Annotated in this window: 15 protein-coding genes and 1 pseudogene; 9 read left to right on the top strand and 7 right to left on the bottom strand. The window is 69.8% G+C overall.

Translation table 11 applies throughout. The features are described 5' to 3' along the window. Window positions 1-206: 206 nt before the first annotated feature. A pseudogene (locus H4F99_RS03835) lies at window positions 207-3323 on the top strand (Rne/Rng family ribonuclease); the annotation flags it as partial. A gap of 127 nt (window positions 3324-3450) precedes the next feature. Here the strand turns inward: H4F99_RS03835 and H4F99_RS03830 are convergent. Beyond that, on the bottom strand, window positions 3451-4107 hold the full coding sequence (locus H4F99_RS03830) for a response regulator (RefSeq protein ID WP_182668392.1): 657 nt from the start codon (window positions 4105-4107) through the stop codon (window positions 3451-3453). A 166-nt stretch (window positions 4108-4273) separates the two neighbouring features. Between H4F99_RS03830 and H4F99_RS03825 the strand changes: the two genes are divergently transcribed. Then, complete coding sequence (locus tag H4F99_RS03825; RefSeq protein ID WP_182668391.1) at window positions 4274-5176, top strand: M28 family metallopeptidase; 903 nt, start codon at window positions 4274-4276, stop codon at window positions 5174-5176. Between the two features lie 12 nt (window positions 5177-5188). On the opposite strand, the gene H4F99_RS03820 is transcribed toward H4F99_RS03825, so the two are convergent. Genes H4F99_RS03820 through H4F99_RS03810 form a run of 3 tightly spaced genes read right to left on the bottom strand, consistent with a single transcriptional unit; the run spans window position 5189 to window position 9335 of the window. Then, window positions 5189-7096: an ATP-binding cassette domain-containing protein gene (locus H4F99_RS03820; RefSeq protein WP_182668390.1), complete on the bottom strand. Its 1908-nt coding sequence runs from the start codon at window positions 7094-7096 to the stop codon at window positions 5189-5191. 32 nt (window positions 7097-7128) lie between these two features. Continuing rightward, window positions 7129-7722 carry a hypothetical protein gene (locus H4F99_RS03815; protein WP_182668389.1) on the bottom strand — a complete coding sequence of 198 codons (594 nt, stop codon included), beginning with the start codon at window positions 7720-7722 and terminating at the stop codon, window positions 7129-7131. Window positions 7723-7775: 53 nt separating this feature from the next. Then, window positions 7776-9335: a protein adenylyltransferase SelO gene (locus tag H4F99_RS03810; RefSeq protein WP_182668388.1), complete on the bottom strand. Its 1560-nt coding sequence runs from the start codon at window positions 9333-9335 to the stop codon at window positions 7776-7778. A 139-nt stretch (window positions 9336-9474) separates the two neighbouring features. Between H4F99_RS03810 and H4F99_RS03805 the strand changes: the two genes are divergently transcribed. From H4F99_RS03805 to H4F99_RS03795, 3 genes are all read left to right on the top strand, one after another. Then, complete coding sequence (locus tag H4F99_RS03805; protein ID WP_182668387.1) at window positions 9475-10557, top strand: diguanylate cyclase; 1083 nt, start codon at window positions 9475-9477, stop codon at window positions 10555-10557. A 107-nt stretch (window positions 10558-10664) separates the two neighbouring features. After that, the gene (locus tag H4F99_RS03800) at window positions 10665-12479 is read left to right on the top strand and encodes a DEAD/DEAH box helicase (RefSeq protein WP_182668386.1); all 1815 of its coding nucleotides are present in this window, start codon (window positions 10665-10667) and stop codon (window positions 12477-12479) included. Between the two features lie 131 nt (window positions 12480-12610). After that, window positions 12611-13366: a type 1 glutamine amidotransferase gene (locus H4F99_RS03795; protein WP_182668385.1), complete on the top strand. Its 756-nt coding sequence runs from the start codon at window positions 12611-12613 to the stop codon at window positions 13364-13366. Here H4F99_RS03795 and H4F99_RS03790 read toward each other — a convergent pair. Beyond that, window positions 13338-14261, bottom strand: a complete 924-nt coding sequence (locus tag H4F99_RS03790) for a pseudouridine synthase (protein WP_182668384.1) — start codon at window positions 14259-14261, stop codon at window positions 13338-13340. The two genes, H4F99_RS03795 and H4F99_RS03790, sit on opposite strands and share 29 nt — an antisense overlap. Window positions 14262-14337: 76 nt before the next feature. Between H4F99_RS03790 and H4F99_RS03785 the strand changes: the two genes are divergently transcribed. After that, entirely contained in the window at window positions 14338-15537 is a 1200-nt protein-coding gene (locus tag H4F99_RS03785) for an aminoacetone oxidase family FAD-binding enzyme (protein WP_182668383.1), read from the top strand. 15 nt (window positions 15538-15552) lie between these two features. Here H4F99_RS03785 and H4F99_RS03780 read toward each other — a convergent pair whose 3' ends face one another. Further along, window positions 15553-17124: a serine hydrolase gene (locus H4F99_RS03780; RefSeq protein ID WP_246371289.1), complete on the bottom strand. Its 1572-nt coding sequence runs from the start codon at window positions 17122-17124 to the stop codon at window positions 15553-15555. A 199-nt stretch (window positions 17125-17323) separates the two neighbouring features. Between H4F99_RS03780 and H4F99_RS03775 the strand changes: the two genes are divergently transcribed. Both H4F99_RS03775 and H4F99_RS03770 read left to right on the top strand, forming a co-directional pair. Further along, on the top strand, window positions 17324-18595 hold the full coding sequence (locus H4F99_RS03775; protein WP_182668382.1) for a TIGR03862 family flavoprotein: 1272 nt from the start codon (window positions 17324-17326) through the stop codon (window positions 18593-18595). A gap of 31 nt (window positions 18596-18626) precedes the next feature. Next, a complete protein-coding gene (locus H4F99_RS03770; protein WP_425487988.1) occupies window positions 18627-19055 on the top strand; it encodes an FKBP-type peptidyl-prolyl cis-trans isomerase in 429 nt (142 codons plus the stop codon). A gap of 4 nt (window positions 19056-19059) precedes the next feature. Here the strand turns inward: H4F99_RS03770 and H4F99_RS03765 are convergent, their stop codons facing one another. Then, on the bottom strand, window positions 19060-19809 hold the full coding sequence (locus tag H4F99_RS03765; RefSeq protein WP_182668380.1) for a sulfurtransferase: 750 nt from the start codon (window positions 19807-19809) through the stop codon (window positions 19060-19062). 155 nt (window positions 19810-19964) lie between these two features. Between H4F99_RS03765 and H4F99_RS03760 the strand changes: the two genes are divergently transcribed. Continuing rightward, window positions 19965-20276 (top strand): HPF/RaiA family ribosome-associated protein, encoded by a 312-nt coding sequence (locus H4F99_RS03760; RefSeq protein WP_182668379.1) that lies wholly within the window; start codon window positions 19965-19967, stop codon window positions 20274-20276. The last annotated feature ends 52 nt before the right edge of the window (window positions 20277-20328 follow it).

Below are 20328 nucleotides of genomic sequence, written 5' to 3'. Positions count from 1 at the left end.
GGAAAGCAACAGCAAGCGCTCCCGCGGCGTGCCGTGGTGTCGTAGCGCTGGAACTTGAAACCGGGACGGCGCTCGCCCAGGCACAGCGACGTCCCGGACGCGGTATCCAGAGGCGAAACGCCATGGCGTTCCGCGGCCGCCGGGTTGCCACCGCAGCCCCGGCCGACCCCGCGCAGGAGCGCGCGAGGAACGCAACAATGAAGAGAATGCTGATCAATGCCACGCAGGCCGAAGAACTGCGCGTGGCGATCGTGGACGGCCAGAACCTGTACGACATCGACATCGAGCAGCCGTCCCGCGAGCAGAAGAAGTCGAACATCTACAAGGGCAAGATCACCCGCCTCGAGCCCTCGCTCGAAGCCGCCTTCGTCGACTACGGCGCCGAGCGCCACGGCTTCCTGCCGCTGAAGGAGATCTCCCGCGACTACTTCCAGTCCGGCGTGGACCACAACAAGGGGTCGATCCGCGAGCTGCTCAAGGAAGGCCAGGAAGTCGTCGTCCAGGTCGACAAGGAAGAGCGCGGCAACAAGGGCGCGGCCCTGACCACGTTCATCTCGCTGGCCGGCCGCTACATGGTGCTGATGCCGAACTCGCCGACCGCGGGCGGCGTGTCGCGCCGGATCGAGGGCGAGGACCGCGCCGAGCTGAAGCGCGCGATGGACGCGCTGCAGATCCCCGACGACATGGGCGTGATCATCCGCACCGCCGGCGTCGGCCGCGATGCCGAGGAACTGCAGTGGGACCTCGATTACCTGATCAGCATCTGGAAGGCGATCACCGGCGCCGCCCTGAGCAAGCCCTCGCCGTTCCTGATCTACCAGGAGTCGCGCCTGATCGTGCGCGCCCTGCGCGACTACATGCGCCCCGACATCGGCGAGATCCTGGTCGACACCGAGGAGATGCACGCCGAGGCGCGCGAGTTCGTCGAGCAGGTCATGCCGCACAACCTGCGCAAGCTCAAGTACTACACGGACGACACCCCGCTGTTCAACCGCTTCCAGATCGAGTCGCAGATCGAGAGCGCGTATGAGCGCGAAGTGCGCCTGCCCTCCGGCGGCGCGCTGGTGATCGACCAGACCGAGGCGCTGACCGCGATCGACGTCAACTCGGCGCGTGCCACCAAGGGCGGCGACATCGAGGAGACGGCGTTCAACACCAACCTGGAGGCAGCCGAGGAAGTCGCCCGCCAGATGCGCCTGCGCGACCTCGGCGGCCTGGTGGTCATCGACTTCATCGACATGTCGAGCAACCGGCACCAGCGCGAGGTGGAGAATCGCCTGCAGCATGCACTGAAGCAGGACCGCGCACGCGTCCAGGTCGGCCGCATCTCGCGCTTCGGCCTGCTGGAAATGAGCCGCCAGCGCCTGCGTCCGTCGCTGGGCGAGTCCAGCCAGATCGTCTGCCCGCGTTGCGAGGGCCACGGCCGCATGCGCAGCGTCGAGTCGCTGTCGCTGTCGATCCTGCGCCTCGCCGAAGAGCATGCGATGAAGGACAACACCGGCCAGGTGCTGGTGCAGGCCCCGACCGAGATCGCGACCTTCCTGCTCAACGAGAAGCGCCGCGCCCTAATCGAGATCGAGCAGCGCCACGATGCGCCGGTGGTCATCGTCGCTGACGAGCAACTGCACACCCCGCACTTCGAAGTCACGCGCATCCGCGAGAACGAGCTGGACGACGAGTCGAACAAGCCCAGCTACCGTCGCGGCACCCCGCGCAAGCTGCCGACGCACGCGCTGACCAAGGCGCACCTGAACATCCCGGCGACCCCAGCGGTGACCCGCGTCGCGCCCAGTCGCCCTGCCCCGCTGCGCGAGCCGACCCCGGAGCCGGTCTCGGCGCCGGAGCCGGTCGTGGCCCCGGTGGTGGCCCCGACGCATTCGGTCGGCATGGTCGAGCGCATCCTGCGCTTCTTCCGTGGCAGCCCCTCGGAGGTGCAACCCGCGGCACCCAAGGCCCGGAACGCGGGCAGCCAGGGCGACGGTCGCCGCGCCGAGCGCAGCGACAACCGCAACGACGGACGTGGCGAAGGCCGCGGCAACCGGCGCAAGGCCTCCAGCCGTCGCGACGAGGGCCGTCGCGACGACAGCCGTCGCGGCAACGGCAAGGACGGAAGCCGACGCGACGAAAAGCGCGACGAGAAGCCCGCCCAGCCCACCAACGACGCCAAGGCCGGCCAGAAGGTCGAAGGGCGCAAGGATGCCGCCGGGCGCAACGAAGGCAAGGGCGAGGCTCGCCAGGGCGAGGGCCGCAGCCGCCGCTCGCGCGGCGACCGCCAGAAAGCACGCCAGGACGCAGCAGCGCTCACCGAAGCCTCCACGGACGAGGCACTGAAGAGCGCGACGCCCGCAACCGATACCGCAACCGACGCGCCCGCGACGGACCCGGTCCGCGAGGACATCGCACCTGCCGCCGCCAAGGACACCGCCTCGACCGTCGAAGCCGGGGGTGACACGGAAGGCACCGCCGACAATGCAGCCGACGCCACCGAGGGTGGTGGCCGCCGCCGCCGCGGTCGTCGCGGTGGCCGCCGCCGCCGCCGCAGCGGTGGTGCCGAGCAGGCAGACACGACGCAGGCCGCGGACGAGAACGCCCATGATGCTGCCAGCGACGCGGGCGTTACGCCGTCCGCTGCGCAGGCCGGCGCCCCCTCCGCAGACGGAGCCGACGCGACTTCCGTCCCCGCCACCGTTGCCACTGACGATGCCGCACCGGCCCCTGCACCCGGCGCGGACGCCGATACGGATGCCCGCCTGAAAGCGGATGGCCGCGAAGAAGCACCGGCAGTGACGCTGGATATGAGCCGTTCGCAGCCGGAGTTCGACTTCGATGACGTGTCCGCGGATGCCGTCAGCGCGCCGGCGGTCACGCCCACCGACGCACCCGGCAAGGCGATTGCGACGTCCCACGCGGAGGACGCTACGCCCGCAGAGGCCGCTGTCGAGGCGGTTTCACCCGCCCCTGCGGTCGCCACCACGTCGCCGGACGAGCCCTCGTCCCGTCCAACCACGCCCACGGAGGCGCCGGGTGCGACGGATGCATCCGAAGATGCACGCCGCCAGGCGGCCGCAATTGCGTCGCCCGATGCCAATACCGCGCCGGCGCCGGCGCCGCAGGTCGCAGCCGAAGCGCCGACGGTGCCGCGTACGGCGGGCCTCTTCGATGCGCCCGTACCGCCCGCCGGGGCAGATGTGGATGAGCTGACCGCGGAGACGCCGGGCATGGAAGCGCCCGACGGCGAGTCCCCCGCGGATACGGCTGCCCGCTCCGTGGCAGATGCGCCAGAGCCTGAAGCCGAAGCCGAAGCCGAAGCCGAAGCCGACGAGCTTGCCGAAGGCGACAAGCGCTCCGCCTGATCGCGCCTACTGAACACAGGCCGCCCTCGGGGCGGCCTGTCGCGTCCGGGCATCCTGCAGCCGGTCGTGTCCTGCTCCGATGCCAGCCGGAGCGCTGTCAGGCGTCGGGCGTCGACCGGCCAGCGGGATCGCTGAGGCCATGCCGGTCGGCCAGGCGGGCCAACGCAATCGGGTCTTCTATTCCAAGCTTCTCGTAGAGCCGGCGCTTGTGGGTGCTCACCGTCTTGGGGCTCAGGCTCAGTCGACGGGCGATTTCTTCCTGGCGAAGCCCCTGCACGAGCAGCATGGTGACTTCCAGCTCGCGGGGCGACAGCGCCTCGAAAGGCGAACCCCGCCCCTCCATCACCGCGAACGCGAGACGCTGCGCGACGCTGCTCGCGAGGTAGCGCTTTCCGCGCGCGACGGTACGGATCGCGGCCAGCAATTCCGCCGGTTCGCCACCTTTGCCGACGTAGCCCAGCGCACCGCTGTCCAGGAGGCGGCGCGGCATGGGCCCGTCTTCCAGCACCGACACGATGATCACCCGGGCCAACTGGCCCCGGACGATCCGCTCGGTGACCTCCAGGCCGCTCATACCGGGCAGGTGCAGGTCGCACAGGACAAGGTCGGGCTTCAGCCGACGGACCTCCGGCAAACCGAGATCGCCGCTTTCGCTTTCGCCGACGACCTCGATGTCGGTTTCGCCGGAGAGGATCATGCGCATGCCGGTCCGGACCAGTGCGTGATCATCAATGATGTAGACGCGGATCGCCATTCCTGCTCCCTACCCGCGACATCGCCCCCTGCCGACGCCTTGTATGGCCCCTGGATGCGCGCGAGGCTACGCACACACGCCGGCGCGCGCAAGCACATGACCTGTGGGATACATCAGGGTACGGCCGCTTCGGGCACACTGGGTACAGAGCCACAGGGGAGCACACATGACTTCGAGCATCTTGCGGACGCGCACTTGGTCCATGCCACTGGCACTGACCGTCGCCCTGGTCGCTGGCTGTGCCCACGCGCCCGCCGACATACCGCCTCCCGCCACGGGGACGGCCGCCGAGCGCTGGCGCGACGACGTCGCAGCGATTTCCGCCGCATCGCCAGAGGGACGACGCCTCGCCATCGAAGCCCGGCTGACAGAAGGATCGTTCGCCTGGCAGGCCCAGCCGTTCACCCTCGACGGCGAACAGGGCACCAACGTGCTCGCCCGGGTCGCGGGCGACGCCGAGGCCCCCCTGCTGCTGCTCGGTGCGCACTACGATCGCGTCGATGCCGGCCAGGGCGCGACCGACAATGCCTCCGGCAGCGCCGTGGTGCTTGCACTGGCCGAACGGTTCCAGGCGCGGCCGCTGCGCCACTACCGGGTCGCCATCGCATTCTGGGACCTTGAAGAGCGGGGCCTGATCGGCGCGCGCGCCTATGTCGAACAGGGTGGCGAGCGTCCCGCCCAGTACGTGAACTTCGATGTGTTCGGCTGGGGCGACACCGTGTGGATGATGACGCGCGAACCCGAGGATACCCTCGTGGACGCTACCCGCGCCGCCTCCGAAGCGCTTGGACTCGGGTTGTCCGCAGGCGATGCGTACCCGCCCACCGACCACCTCGCGTTCATCAAGTCCGGCTGGCCCGCGGTGTCGTACTCGCTCGTGGGGGCGGACGAAATCAAGGGCATCCTCGCGATGTACGGCGGCGAGCATCCGCCGACCCCGCCCCGCGTCATGGAGGTGATCCACAGCGAGCACGATACGGTCGAGAAGACCGATGCCGTGGCCGCGAGCCGCGGCGTGGACGCCATCGAGGCCGCCTTGCGCCAATGGGATGCGCAGGCCGTGCCCTGATCTCCCGCGCGGTCAGCCGCCGCTGTCTTCCAGCTCACCCCATCGCGTATAGGCCTCGTCCAGCGCGGCCTGCACCTCGCCCAGCTCACTGGCATGTGCGGCCGCGGACGCGGCATCGCGCTGATAGAAATCCGGCTCGCTCATCGCGGCCGTCAGTTCCGAAAGCCGGCTTTCCATGGCTTCGATGCGTGCCGGCAACGCGTCCAGCTCCCGTGCATCCTTGTAACTGAGTTTCCGGCGGGCAGGCGCCGCCGGAACCGGGGCCGTGGCGACGGGGGTCACCGCCGGCGCGGGTGCCGTAGCCGTAGCCGTAGCCGTAGCCGTAGCCGCGGCCACGGGCACCGGGCGCTGGCGCAGCCAGTCGCCGTAGCCTCCCACATACTCGCCGACGCGCCCCCCGCCTTCCATCACCAGCGTGGATGTCACCACGTTGTCGATGAAGTCGCGGTCGTGGCTTACCAGCAACAAGGTGCCCGGGTAATCCGCGAGCAGCTCTTCGAGCAGCTCGAGCGTCTCGACGTCGAGGTCGTTGGTCGGCTCGTCCATCACCAGCAGGTTCGACGGCTGCGCGAACAGCTTGGCGAGCAGCAGCCGGTTGCGTTCGCCACCGGACAGGCGGGTGATCGGTGCACGCGCGCGCTCCGGCGTGAACAGGAAATCCTGCAGGTACCCGATCACGTGCTTGGAGCCACCGCCGACTTCCACCCGGTCGCGGCCTTCGGCCACGTTTTCCAACGCGTTCCAGTCCTCGCGCAGAGTCGCGCGGTACTGGTCGAAATAGGCCACCTGCAGGTTGCTGCCCTGCTTCACCTCGCCCCGTGCAGGCGCCAGTTCGCCCAGCAGCAGCTTGAGCAACGTGGTCTTTCCGCTGCCATTGGGACCGATCAGGCCGATCCGGTCGCCGCGCATGATCGTCAGGTCGAGCCCCTGCACGAGGACCTGGTCGCCATGCGCGAAGCCCAGGCCCTTCGCCTCGATCACCTTGCGGCCGGAGGCATCGGACTGCGCCATCGCCATCCGCACGTTGCCCTGCAGCTCGCGGCGCTGGCCACGCTCCACGCGCATCTGCTCGAGCCGCCGGACCCGGCCTTCGTCCCGGGTCCGACGTGCCTTGATGCCCTGGCGGATCCAGACTTCCTCCTGGGCCAGCAGCTTGTCGAAGCGCGCCTGCTCCTGCGCTTCGGCATTGAGGCGCTCCTCGCGGCGCCGCACATAGTTGGCCCAGTCGCCCGGCCAGGAGGTCAGCTGGCCACGGTCGATCTCGACGATGCGGGTGGCGAGCGACCGCAAGAAGCGGCGGTCATGGGTGATGAACACCAGCGCCCCGGGCCAGGCCTTGAGGAAGCCCTCCAGCCAGTCGATCGCCTCGATGTCCAAGTGGTTGGTCGGCTCGTCCAGCAGCAGGATGTCAGGGCCCGCCACCAGCGCGCGCGCCAGCAGCACCCGGCGCTTCATGCCGCCTGACAGCCGGTCGAACACCGCGTCGCCATCCAGTCCGAGCCGCTCCAGCGTCTCGGTCACGCGCTGGTCCAGCGCCCAGCCATCGGTGGCCTCGATACGCGACTGCACGCGCGCCAGCGCATCGGTATCGACCACGTCGGCATGGCTCAGGTGGTGGAACTCGGCCAGCCACGCACCCAGCTCGCCCAGGCCACCGGCGACCACGTCCCAGACGTCGCCACTGGCGCCAGCGGGTACTTCCTGCTCCAGTCGCGCGACACGCGCGCCATCGGCTCGGCGCACTTCGCCGTCATCGGGCTGGAGCGTGCCGTCGATCAGGCGCAGCAGGGTCGACTTGCCGGCGCCGTTGCGGCCGATCAGGGCGATGCGCTCCCCCGCCTCGATGGCCAGGTTGACGCCGTCGAGCAGCAGGGGGCCGCCGACGCTGTAGTCGACGTCGATCAGGTTGAGCAGGGACATCCGGCCATTCTAGCGGGCCGGCTCCGCTCGCCCTAGTCGATCCGCACGATCCGGGTCGCGACCGGGTCCGGCTGTACCAGCCGGAGGACGATGTCGACCTCATCCCCCTCCCGCAACGCCGAGAGCGGCAGCGGCGAGCCATCCAGCGCGACTGCCACGGTAGAGGCGTCGTGCCTTACCCGGACGGCATTGAGGCTGCCGACCTGCTGGATGGTCGCGGTCCCGCTGGCATGGTTGATCGAGGCGATGCTGCCATGCAGGTAGCTGCCCCAGGGAAGCGGCTGTGCCGGTGCGTTCAGCACCTGTACGTCGACGGCTTCGCCGCCACGCGCGGCGTCGGTCAGGACCCGGACCCGGTTGCCCACCCGCAGGCCACTTGCGCCGGTCGCCCGTCCCACCGGAACACGCGTCTCGCCGCCCTGTCCCAGCGCACTCCCGGTCCGGGCATCTTCGGCCAGGGTGAAGTAGCCCTCGTCCACGTGCACGGAGGCCACGCTTCCGATCCGATAGCCTTCGGCGGTCGTCGTGGCGGTCGGGCTGCCGCCACTGGACGCGCAGCCCGCCAGCCAGAACAGAGTGACCGACAGCGCGGCCGGCAGTGCGCGGGAAAGAATGCGGCTGGACATGGTGCTCTCGCGTGGTGGGACCCGGCCGTCATACACCCGGGCGCGTCGAGGAATCATGAACTGCAGGACAGCATGGAGCAGCCCGGCCGGTCGCGTGCCCAGTCCGGTCGACGGGCCGCAAACGCCTCGCACCCGGGCTGGACATCGTAGGGGCGGCGCAGCACGGCCTGCAGATCGGCGATGCCCTGCAGGTCGCCGGCCTCCGCCCGGTCGATCGCCTGTTGTGCCAGGCAGTTGCGCAGGACGTAGCGCGGATTGGTGGCATCCATGAGCGCCTTGCGGTGCTCGGCCGGCAGCGGGTCGTCCACGATCCGGAGGGCGTAGCGCTGCAGCCACGCCTGCAAGCGGCTTTCGATGCCTTCGCGCCCCACGTCCGAATAGAAGGCCTCCTCGAAAACGGACGGGTTGGGGGCGCCCGGATCCACGTCGCCGAGCAGGCGGAAGAACAGGGTCATGTCGACCTCGCCCTCGCGCAGCAACCCGCGCAGGTCCTGCATCAGCCCGATGTCCTCGTCGCGACATGCGTCCAGCCCCAGTTTCCCGGCGATGTTGCCGCGCTCGGCCTGGTTGAAGGTCTCCACGAATCGCGCAAGGCCCGCCTGCAACGGTGCGGCATCTCCCGCCAGGGGCGAAAGCGCGCCCGCCAGGCGCCCCAGGTTCCAGTACGCCACTTGTGGCTGGGCACCGAAGCGGTAGCGCCGATGCTGGCGGTCCGTCGTGTTGGGCGTCCAATCCGGGTCGAAGTCGTCGATCCATCCGTACGGGCCATAGTCGATCGTGAGCCCGAGGATCGACATGTTGTCCGTGTTCATGACGCCATGGACGAAGCCCACGCGCATCCAGTGCGCCACCATTACGGCGGTACGCGCGCATACCTCCGCGAACCAGTCACTTAGCAGGGCGTCGCCCTGGCCCCGCAGGTGCGGGAAGTCACGGCGGATGCAGAAGTCCACGAGTTGGCGCAGCAGGCCGGTCTCGCCACGCGATGCGGGCAGTTCGAAATGACCGAAGCGAATGAAACTCGGCGCCACCCGACAGACGATGGCGCCCGGTTCGGGCTCGGGGTGCCCGTCATAGAACATGTCCCGGACCACGTCCTCGCCGGTGACGACCAGGCTCAAGGCCCGTGTCGTGGGGATGCCCAGGTGGTGCATGGCCTCGCTGCACAGGAACTCGCGGACGGAGGAACGCAGCACGGCCCGGCCATCGGCGCTTCGTGAATAGGGGGTCGGCCCCGCCCCCTTGAGCTGCATTTCCCAGCGTTGGCCGGTCGGGTCCAGTACTTCGCCCAGCGTGATCGCCCGGCCGTCGCCGAGTTGCCCCGCCCAGTGTCCGAACTGATGCCCCCCATAGTTGGCGGCGAAAGGCGCCATGCCGTCCAGCAAGCGGTTGCCGGACAGCACGGCCGCCGCTTCCGGGGTCGACAGCCATGCAGGATCAAGGCCCAGTGTCGCGGCCATCTCGTCCGACCCGGCGATCATCCGCGGCGCGCGCACCGGCGTCGGCATCACCGACGACCACGCGGCTCCGGTCACCTGCCGCACCCCGCTGCCCCGCTCGGGGTCTCCGGGCAGGCCGCTTACAAAGGCATTGTCGAAGCGTAGACTGGGCATGAAGGCATTGGAACGGATGTGCGGGACGAAGGCCAGCCGGCCTCGTCCGTTCCGGATCCGGGCCGGGCGCCGTGGGAGCGGTGCCAGGGATGCGAGGGAGCGCGCCAGAGGTCGCCAGAGGTCAAGGGGGCGAACACGGGTGAAATCATTGTTCTCCGCGAGGGGCTGGGCCGAGGACCGCCTGCCCGAGGCCGAGTACCTGCGCTTCCGTCGCTTCGCCTACGCGAAGATGCGGACAGGCCTGAAGGTGCTGATGTTCAGCATGCCGTTCCTGTTCGCGATCGGCTGGGCGCGCGACGTGGCGGTCCTGGGCGAGGCGGCGCAGTGGACGCTGCTGCTGCGCCTCGCCCTGGTGCTCGGCCTCCTGGCGTTGGCCACGCTGACCTGGCTCTCCGGCTTCAGCCGCGCCGCCGAGGTATTCGGCAGCTTCTACGCCCTGCTGTTCGGGACCGCGATCGCCCTCACCACCGCGATCGAGCCGATTCGCCTGAGCCTCACGCACGTCCCGTTGATGCTGATGGCGGTGATCTTCCTGCCCTATTCGATCTCGCGCTGGGCCGCTGCCGCGACCGCCGCCGGCCTGGTCATGCCCCTGCTGGTCCTGCTCTGGTACCTGGAATCCCCCGCAGCGCTGTGGGCCGCCTACCTCCTGTTCTTCGGGATGGGGTGCGCGATCGGTCTCATTCAGCGCCGCGCCCAGCTGAAGGCATCGCTGGACGTCTTCCTGCACCGCCAGCGCCTGCTGCATCGCCTGCATCGCGACACCCTGACGGACACCATCAACCGGGAGGGCTGGGAAACCCGTGCCCATCGCCTGCACCGGATCCAGCGCGACATGCGCGAGCCGCTTTCGGTCATCCATTTCGACCTCGACCACTTCAAGGCGGTCAACGAACAGGTCGGCGAGACCCACGGCGATGCCATCCTCGCCGCCGCATCCGATGCGATGAAAGCGCATCTGCGCCATGGCGACCTGCTCGCGCGGATCGGCGGGAAATCCTTCGTGATCCTGCTGCCCGGCAGCAATGCCGCCGCCGCGATGCGCGTGGCCGAGCGCATACGCGCGGCAATCTCGGGATTGCGGATGGGCCCGGCGGTGAGCGCGAGCGCCGGCGTGACCCAGACGCGTTCGAACGAGCCGCTGAAGAGCGCCACGCGTCGCGCCGAAGCCGCGATGCGCGAAGCGAAAGAGCGCGGACGCGACCGCGTTGTGCTGGCCTGAACAGGGCCCAACACCGCTGCCCGCCCCGCCCGCCTTCACCGGCGCTTCCCGGGGCATCCCGGTAGAATGGGCCTTTGGCCCTCGCGGGCAGTACGAGGGTTTCCCCGATGAGTGACGACACCCCTGTCCCCGGCTTCGATGCCCTGGGGCTTCCCGAGCCGTTGCTGAGGGCGCTGTCCGCCGTGGGCTATGAGTCGCCCTCGCCGATCCAGGCCGCCACCATCCCGCCCCTGCTGGAAGGTCGCGACCTGCTGGGCCAGGCCCAGACCGGTACCGGCAAGACCGCCGCGTTCGCCCTGCCCGTGCTGGCCCGCGCCCAGCCGGGGCAGAAAAAGCCGCGTGCGCTGGTGCTCGCGCCGACCCGCGAACTGGCGATCCAGGTCGCCGAGGCGTTCCAGAAGTACGCAAACCACCTGCCGGGCTTCCACGTGCTGCCGATCTACGGCGGCCAGAGCTACCACCCGCAGCTGGCCGCGCTGCGCCGCGGCGTCGACGTCGTCGTGGGTACGCCGGGCCGCGTGATCGATCACCTGGAGCGCGGGTCGCTGGACCTGTCCGAACTCGAGTGCCTGGTGCTCGACGAAGCCGACGAAATGCTGCGCATGGGCTTCATCGACGATGTGGAGGCCGTGCTCAAGAAGACCCCGGAAACGCGCCAGGTCGCGCTGTTCTCCGCGACGATGCCGGCGCCGATCAAGCGCATCGCCCAGACCTACCTGCGCGAGCCGGTCGAGATCGCGATCCAGGCCCGCACAACGACGTCCGACAACATCCGCCAGCGCTATTGGTGGGTCAGCGGCGTGCACAAACTGGATGCGCTGACCCGCATCCTCGAGGCCGAGCCCTTCGACGCGATGATCATCTTCGCGCGCACCAAGCAGGCCACCGAGGAACTCGCGGAGAAGCTCACCGCCCGCGGTTTCGCGGCCGCGGCGATCAACGGCGACGTGCAGCAGCAGCAACGGGAGCGCACCGTCCAGCAACTCAAGGACGGCCGGATCGACGTGCTGGTCGCCACTGACGTGGCCGCGCGCGGCCTGGACGTCGAGCGCATCAGCCACGTGCTGAACTACGACATCCCCTACGACACCGAGAGCTACGTCCACCGCATCGGCCGCACCGGCCGCGCGGGACGCAGTGGCGACGCGATCCTGTTCGTCACCCCGCGCGAGCGCGGCATGCTGCGGGCGATCGAGCGCGCGACCCGGCAGACTATCGAACAGATGGAACTGCCCAGCATCGACACGGTCAACGAGCAGCGCGTCAACAAGTTCCTCGGCCGCATCGGCGAGTCGCTGGAGCGTGCCGACCTGCCGATGTTCCGCGACCTCGTCGAACGCTACGAGCGCGAGAAGAACGTGCCGATGGCCGAGATCGCGGCCGCGCTGGCCTGCCTGGTGCAGGGCGAGCAGCCGCTGCTGCTCGACAAGCCGAAGGAAAAGCCACGCGCCGAGCGTCCCGAGCGTGGCGACCGCCCGCGCGGTGAGTTCGACCGTGCACCGCGCAACCGTGGCGAGTCGATGTTCGACGACGCAGCGCCGCGTGGGCGCGCCACCCACACGCCCGATGCCGGCATGGAAACCTTCCGGATCGAGGTCGGTCACCGCCATGGCGTGAAGCCGGGCAACATCGTCGGCGCGATCGCCAACGAGGCCGAGCTGGAAAGCCGCTACATCGGCCGGATCGACATCCAACAGGAGTACAGCTTCGTCGACCTGCCCGAGGGCATGCCGCGCGAGCTGATGGAACACCTGAAGAAAGTGCGCGTGGCGGGCCAGCCGCTGCGGATCAGCCGGCCGGGTGACATGCGCGAAGCAGGTGCCGACGCCCGCGATGGCCGGCCACCGCGCCGCCCGCATCCCGGCAAGCCGGGCCACAAGCCCCGGCACGCCGGACCGAAGAAGCCGCACCGCGGCCGCTGATAGGCGCATCCAACGCTTGTGCCGGATCGGCATGGCGACCTGAGCAGCGGTCATCTGCGGCCGCTGCACCGCGAGGCGCGGCTTTGGCATAGTGGCGCGAACCCCACACCGCCGTTCGCGGTCCGCGCCCCATGCCCCGCATCCAGGTCTTCCAACACGTCGCCGCCGAGCCGCTGGGCACGCTGGACCCGCTGATCCGCCAGCGTGGCCACCGCATCCGCTTCAGCAATTTCGAGCGCGAGCCCGACCTGCAGCCGAACATGGAACGCTACCGCGGCCTCGTGGTACTGGGCGGCCCGATGAACGTCGAGGAGAAGCACAGCCGGCCCCACCTGCTGGCCGAGCTGCGCGCGATCGAACAGATGCTCACGCTGGGACGCCCGGTGCTTGGCATCTGCCTGGGCGCGCAACTGCTCGCGCATGTGCTCGGTGCGCCGATCCGGCGCCACCCGGTGCCGGAGGTCGGCTGGCATGAGCTCGCCACCACCGAGGCCGGTCGCAACGACCCGGTCCTGGCTCCGCTGGGCGCGGTCGCGCCGGTGTTCCAGTGGCACCGCTACAGTTTCGAGGTGCCCGGCGATGCTACCCACCTCGCGCGCTCGCCACTCTGCGAGCCACAGGCATTCCGCTGGGGCGACAACGCCTACGGTTTCCAGTTCCACCTGGAAATGGACGAGCCGCTGATCGAACGCTGGCTGGCCAATCCCCGCTACCTCGAGGAGCTGGCCGACCACGGCCATGCGACCGATGTCGAGGCAATCCGCCAACAGACCCGCGCCCACATCGCGACGATGAAGGCGCAGTCCGCCCAGGTGTTCAATGCCTTCCTCGACCTGGTCGGCCGACCGCAGCGCCGCGTCACCCTGCCGTCGCGCGAGTGGGTGTGAGCCCGTCGAGGCGGAACCCGCTCTTGAACGCCCGCTCCCGACCGTCGACCGGATCGCGAAAGCGCAGGCTTCGCGCGAGCAGCTGGAGCGGCGCGCTGAAGTCGCCCGGCGCGCGCGGGCACGACGTCGGATAGGTGCGGTCGCCTAGGATCGGTGCCCCCAGCGATGCCATGTGCAGGCGCAACTGGTGCTTGCGCCCGGTCACCGGCACCAGGCGATAGCGCCAAGGCCCCTCCCCGGCCGGACCTTCGATCACCTCGATCCGGGTCGCGCTGTTCGCCACGCCTTCAACCTCCTGCATCCGGAAGAAGGGCGAACCGCGGACGATCCGGCTGCGCCGGACGTGGGGGAACTCGATGCCGGGCAACGGCCCGGCAAGGGCCTCGTAGTGCTTGTGGATGCGGCGCCCGGCGAACAGGGCGGCGTAGGCCGGCCGGGTCGCCGCGTCCAGCGAGAACAGCACCAGACCCGCCGTCTCGCGGTCGATGCGGTGCAGGGGGGCGATGTCGACGAGCCCGGTCTCACGTCGCAGGCGCGCCAGCAGGGTTTCGGCGACATGGCCACCCGCCGGCGTGACCGGCAGGAAATGCGGCTTGTCGGCCACCAGCAGGCGCGCGTCGCGATACAGGACGCGCGCCTCGAACGGCACGCGCGGTTCGTCCTCGACTTCGCGGAAGTAGCGGAGTTCCAGGCCCACGCGCCAGGGCGCATCGGCCCGCAGTGGCGTGCCGTTCGCGTCCAGCACGCGTCCCCGTTCGAATCGCGCCTGCCAAGTCTCCCGTGGGATTCCCGGGAACGCCGCGCACAGGCCGTCGAGCAGGTTCGCCCACCTGCCAGGCAACAGCTGATAGCGGCTGGCGGCGACGCCGTCCTCGGACACGAATGGGGCGGACATGCGCGCAGCATAGCCGCAGGCCACCCGGCCCGTGCCGCTAGAATGCGCGTTGTTCCGGGATGATCATGGTGGATGGGTGGCGCTGGCTGATTTCGATGCGCTGGTGGTGGGCGGGGGTGCCGCCGGCCTGATGTGCGCGATCGCGGCCGGCCAGCGCGGCCTGCGCGTGTGCGTGGTCGAGCACGCGAACCGCGTCGGAAAGAAGATCCTGATGTCGGGCGGCGGCCGCTGCAATTTCACCAACACCGGCACCACGCCGGCGAACTACCTGTCGGCGAATCCGCATTTCTGCAAGTCCGCCCTCGCCCGCTACACGCCCTGGCACTTCATCGAAATGGTGGAGCGGCACCGGATCGCGTTCCACGAGAAGGAGCTCGGCCAGCTGTTCTGCGATGAGTCGTCGAAGCTCATCGTCCGCATGCTGCTCGACGAGTGCGAGGCCGCCGGCGTCCGGGTCGAAACCTCATGCAGCATCGAATCCGTCGAACACGCCGACGATGGCCGTTTCGCGCTGAAGACCTCGCACGGGCGCCTGCGCGCGCCCGCGCTGGTCGTCGCCAGCGGGGGCTTGTCGATCCCCAGTATGGGCGCCAGCGGTTTCGGATACGACCTGGCGCGCCGCTTCGGGCATTCGGTGCTGCCGCTGCGCGCGGGCCTGGTGCCGCTGACCCTCAGTGGCAAACACCAGGACCACATGGCCGAGCTGAGCGGCGTCGCCCTGCCGGTCACGGCCCGCTGCAACGGCCAGGCCTTCACCCACACGATGCTGGTCACCCACCGCGGGATCAGCGGGCCTGCGATCCTGCAGATCTCCTCGTACTGGCAGCCCGGCGACGACCTGCGGCTGGACCTGCTGCCCGGCGAAGACGCGCTCGACTGGCTGCGGCGCCACCAGGCCGAACGGCCCGCCACCGAACTCAAGACCGTGCTCACCGAGGCCATGCCCAAGCGCTTCGCACAGCGCCTGTGCGACATCTGGTTGCCGGGCGATCGCGCGCATCGCCCGATGCGCCAGTTCACGCCCGCGCAGCTGCAGGCGATGGCCCGGGTGTTGTCCGATTTCCCGCTGGTCGCGAGCGGCACCGAGGGCTATCGCACCGCCGAAGTCACCCTCGGCGGCGTCGATACCGGCGAACTGTCGTCGCGCACGATGGAATCCCGCCTGATCCCCGGCCTGTACTTCATCGGCGAGGTCGTGGACGTCACCGGCTGGCTCGGCGGTTACAACTTCCAGTGGGCCTGGGCCTCCGGACAGGCCGCCGGCACCGCGCTCTGAAGCACAGGCGTCGTTTCAGTCCCCGTCGACCGGCGCCAGCCGCAGGTGGTGGAAGTCGAAGCTGAAGTCGGTCTTGGGCGAGATCGCCTCCATGCGCGCACCGGTGACCTTGCCGTCGACATCCAGGCTGAAATTCACGAACGCATCGGCGTTGAGCCAGCGCTGGTCCCAGCGGACGATGAAGCTGTCGTGCTGCCAGTGCGACAGCGTGCCGACCAGCGCCGGCGTCCGGGTGAAGCGCAGGCGCAGGTCGCGACCGGCCTGTTCGACCACCACGTCGCCATACCAGGGGTCGCGGTAGGTGCCGGCGTAGGACGCGAGCGGCAAGGACGGCTTCGATCGCGCGTCACGGGCGGCGAGGTGTTTCTCCCAGTCCTCGTCGGCCTTTTCGTCGGCCTGGGCCACGGCCGCGCGGTAGGCGGCCAGCCAGTCGGTTTCGGGGGCGCCCAGCATCAGGTCCAGCGCGCGCAGGGTGACCGCGTGGAAGGCCGCGCCGACCTCGGCATTGGTCAGCACGATCACGCCCACGCCTTCTTCGGGCACCAGGGTGAGCCGCGACACCATGCCCGGCCAGCCGCCGGTATGCCAGACCAGCTTCTCGCCCCGGTAGTCGGTGAGCGTCCAGCCCTCGCCATAGCCGGCGAAATTCGGCGTCATCGGCTTGAGTTCGGGCACTGGCGGATCGCGTACCGGGATCGGCGTCACCACGCTCCACATGGCGCGCAGGCGGGCTTCGCCCAGAAGGCGTTGTTCCTGTCCCGCCGCGTCGACATAGGTGCCACCCGCCAGCAGCATGTCCATCCAGCGGCCCATGTCATGGACGCTGGAATACAGGCCGCCCGCACCGGAGACGTTGTGCCAGGTCAGCGGCGGCGCCGGCTCCAGGTTGGTGAAGTCAGCCTTGGCATAGCCCGTGGCAGCGTTGTCGCCCGGGCGCAGCGCATCGGCGTTGTAGCGCGTGTCGGCCATTCCAAGCGGATTGAAGATGCGCGCCTGCAGGAAGTCGGCGAAGGGCTGTCCGCTGGCCGCCTCGACCACCAGCTGGGCGACACCGAACAGGATGTTGTCGTAGGCGTACTGGCCGCGGAAACCGCCGTCGAGGGGCACGTCGCGCAAGCGGCGGGCGACCTCCTCGGTGCTGTAGTCGGTGGTCGGCCAGTACAGCAGGTCGCCTGCGCCGAGCGCGAGGCCGCTGCGGTGCGCGAGCAGGTCGCGCACGCGCATCTCGCGCGTCACGTAGGGATCGGACATCCGGAACCACGGCAGGTGGTCCACCACGCGGTCGTCGAGCGAAAGCTTGCCTTCGTCGGCCAGGATCGACAGCGAGGCCGCGGTGAACGCCTTGGTGTTGGACGCGATCGCGAACAGGGTGCGCGGCTCGACGGGCTGGGCCGCCTCGACATTGCGCAGGCCATAGCCGCGCTCCAGCACGACCTCGCCGTCCTTGACGATGGCAACCGCGATGCCCGGCACGTCGAAGGCCTCGCGCACCTGTTCGACGTAGGCGTCGAACCCGGCCAGCCGCGCAGCGGGGTCGGCGGTGGCCTCCGTGGCTGATGAGGCAGGCGACTGCGCGGAAGCCGGCATCGCCAACAGCAGCGCGACGGTGAGCCCGACGCCGAAATTCCACACGAACCGCTTCCCCATCGATCCAAGACGCATGCCCACTCCCCTGACTTGACCACCGGGCCGACGGATTCGGCCTGGACGCCGACGATACCGCAGCCTCGCCTGCCGCACCCGGCCTCGCAGGTCATACTGTGCGACCGTCCCCTGCACACGCCCGATGCCCGCGACACCGGCCCCCACGCTCGAATCCCTGCCCGGCCTGGCCGTGGTCGGCGGCGGCCCGGCCGGCCTGATGGCGGCGGAGACCGCGCGCGCCGCGGGGATCGAGGTCGATCTGTTCGAGGGCAAGGGTTCGGTGGGCCGCAAGTTCCTGATCGCCGGCAAGGGCGGCCTGAACCTGACCCACGGCGAGTCGCGCCCCAGGTTCGATACGCGCTACCGCGAACGTGCGGGCGACGTGGGCCGCTGGCTGGACGGCTTCGACGGCGATGCGCTACGCGACTGGGCGCGCGGACTGGGCGTCGATACCTACGTCGGCAGCTCCGGCCGTGTATTCCCGAGCGACCGCAAGGCCGCGCCGCTGCTGCGCGGCTGGGTCCGCCGGCTGAGGGAGCAAGGCGTGCGCTTCCACGTGCAGCACCGATGGACCGGTTGGGATGCCGATGGCGCCCTCTGTTTATCGACACCCTCGGGCACGCGGCGCGTGGGCGCGCCCGCCACCGTGCTCGCCCTGGGCGGCGCGAGCTGGCCGGAGCTGGGTTCGGATGGCACGTGGGTCGAGCCGCTGGCCCGGCACGGCATCGACATCCACGCGCTGGCACCCGCGAACTGCGGCTTCGACATCGACTGGAGCCCGCACATGGCCCGCCATGCCGGCGCGCCGCTGAAACCGGTGATCGCCCACTGGCGTGACGCGGACGGTACTTCGCATGCCCTGCAGGGCGAATGCGTGCTGACCGCCACCGGTATCGAGGGCAGCCTGGTGTACGCATGCTCGGCAGCGCTGCGCGACGCGATCGCGCGGGACGGCGAGGCGCTGCTGGCCCTGGATCTGGCCCCCGGCCGTGATGTCGGCAGGCTCGCCGCCGATCTGACGACCCCGCGCGGCAAGCGCAGCCGTGTCGAGCACCTGCGCCGGCACGCGGGCCTGTCGGCGGCGAAGGCTGCGCTGGTCCTCGAGGTGCTCGGCCCCGAAGGTCTGGACGATCCGGAGCGGGTGACGGCCACCATCAAGCACCTGCCGCTCCGGCTGCGTGCGCCCCGTCCGGTCGCGGAGGCGATCAGTTCGGCTGGCGGCGTGCGCCTGGAGGCGCTGGACGCCCAACTAATGTTGCGCGACATGCCGGGCGTGTTTTGTGCGGGCGAAATGCTGGACTGGGAGGCCCCCACCGGCGGCTACCTGTTGCAGGCCTGCTTCGCCAGTGGACGCCTCGCCGGACAGGGCGCCTGCGACTGGCTGGCCCGGCATGCGCCCGGCGCGATGCGATAATCGGGCGCCGCCTGTGAGCCGCCCGATGCGCATCCATCTGCTGATCCTGCCGTGCCTCCTGGCCCTGACCGCCTGCCAGGACCCGGGACCGCCACCGGGCGGCTCGGTGGCCGCGCTCGAACGCATCGACCGGGTGGAAGGCACGGGCGCGCTCGCCCGCTCCGGCATGGACGTCACCGTCCACTACACCGGCTGGAACTACGACGAACGCCAGCCCGACCTTCGCGGCGAAAAGTTCGACAGTTCGGTGGACCGGGGCGAGCCCTTCACTTTCCTGCTCGGCGCCGGCCGCGTGATCCGTGGCTGGGACGAAGGTGTCGCCGGCATGCGCGTCGGCGGCACGCGCGAACTCCGCATCCCGGCGTCGCTGGCCTACGGGCGCAAGGGCGCCGGCGGCGTCATTCCACCGAACGGTTCGCTGGTCTTCGAGGTCGAGCTGCTGGACGTGCGCGAACGCTGAGCGTTCACGCCGCGGCGGGCGACGGGTCCACGAGCGGCCGAAGGTCGGCGTCCAGCGCCACGCGATCATCGAAGACAAAGCAGCGGCCATCGTAATGCCGGCCCCCGACCTGCTCGAAGTACCCGAGGATGCCGCCCTCGAGCTGCAGGACGTTGTCCATGCCGGTGGCCTGCATCCACAGCGCGGCTTTCTCGCAGCGGATGCCGCCCGTGCAGAAACTCACCACCGTCGCATCCGCCAGGCCCTCGCGATGCGGGGCCAGGGCATCGGGCAGATCGGTGAAATTGTCGATCGGCAGGGTCATCGCCCCGGCAAAGGTGCCCTGCTCGATCTCCTCCCGATTGCGGGTATCCAGCATCACCAGGCGACGGCCGGCATCGTCATGCCCCTGGTCCAGCCAACGGGCCAGCTCGGACGGCGCCACGGCCGGCGCGCGACCCGCCAGCGGCGAGGCGTCCTCGCGGCGGAAGGCGATGATCTCGCGCTTGAGCTTCACTTTCAGCCGTCCGAACGGCTGCGCGGCGCTGTAACTGGTCTTGACGATGATCTCAGTGAATCGCGCGTCTTCGCGCAGCGCGCCGACAAAGCCATCGATCGCCGCCGGCGCGCCGGCCAGGAACAGGTTGAGCCCCTCGCCCGCCACCAGCACCGTCCCCAGCAGGCCACCCGCTTCGGCCCGTTCGCGCAGCCGGTCCGCGAGCACGCGCGGGGCCTCGATCGAGACGAAATGGTAGGCGGCGATATTGGCGAACATCCGGACATTCTAGGGGCCTGCGCCGGTCCCACCCCTGAACGCCACCGGGAACCGCCCTGCCTTCGCGCGGTCTGAACCTGTGCATCGGCAATCTGGTGCCGGGGTCGCGGACAGGCCGTCCAGCGGTCCTCGACGACAAGAACAAAGGAGGCCCAATGAAGGTTCAGATCAACACCGACAGCCACGTCCAGCACGATGATTCCCTGACGCGGCATGTCGAATCGGCGGTGGCCGGCGCCCTCGAACGTTTCGGCGACCAGGTTACCCGCGTCGAAGTGCACCTCCGCGACAAGAATGCGGGCAAGACGGGGGGCAACGACAAGCACTGCACGATGGAGGCCCGCCTCGAGGGCCTGCAGCCGATGACCGCGTCGGAGGACGCCGACACCGTGGCCTCCGCCGTCTCGGGCGCCGCCCGCAAACTGCAGCGCGTGCTGGACCACGCACTGGGCAAGCTGACCCACTGACCCACCACCCCGGACCCACGCTTCCGGGCGATGCGTGGGTCCCTCTCCCAGG

The sequence above is a fragment of the Marilutibacter penaei genome (assembly GCF_014145395.1).
In the GTDB taxonomy this organism is placed as follows: Bacteria; Pseudomonadota; Gammaproteobacteria; order Xanthomonadales; family Xanthomonadaceae; genus Marilutibacter; species Marilutibacter penaei.
Note: the sequence above shows the minus strand (reverse complement) of the source record. Positions and strands in the feature narration are given on the sequence as shown.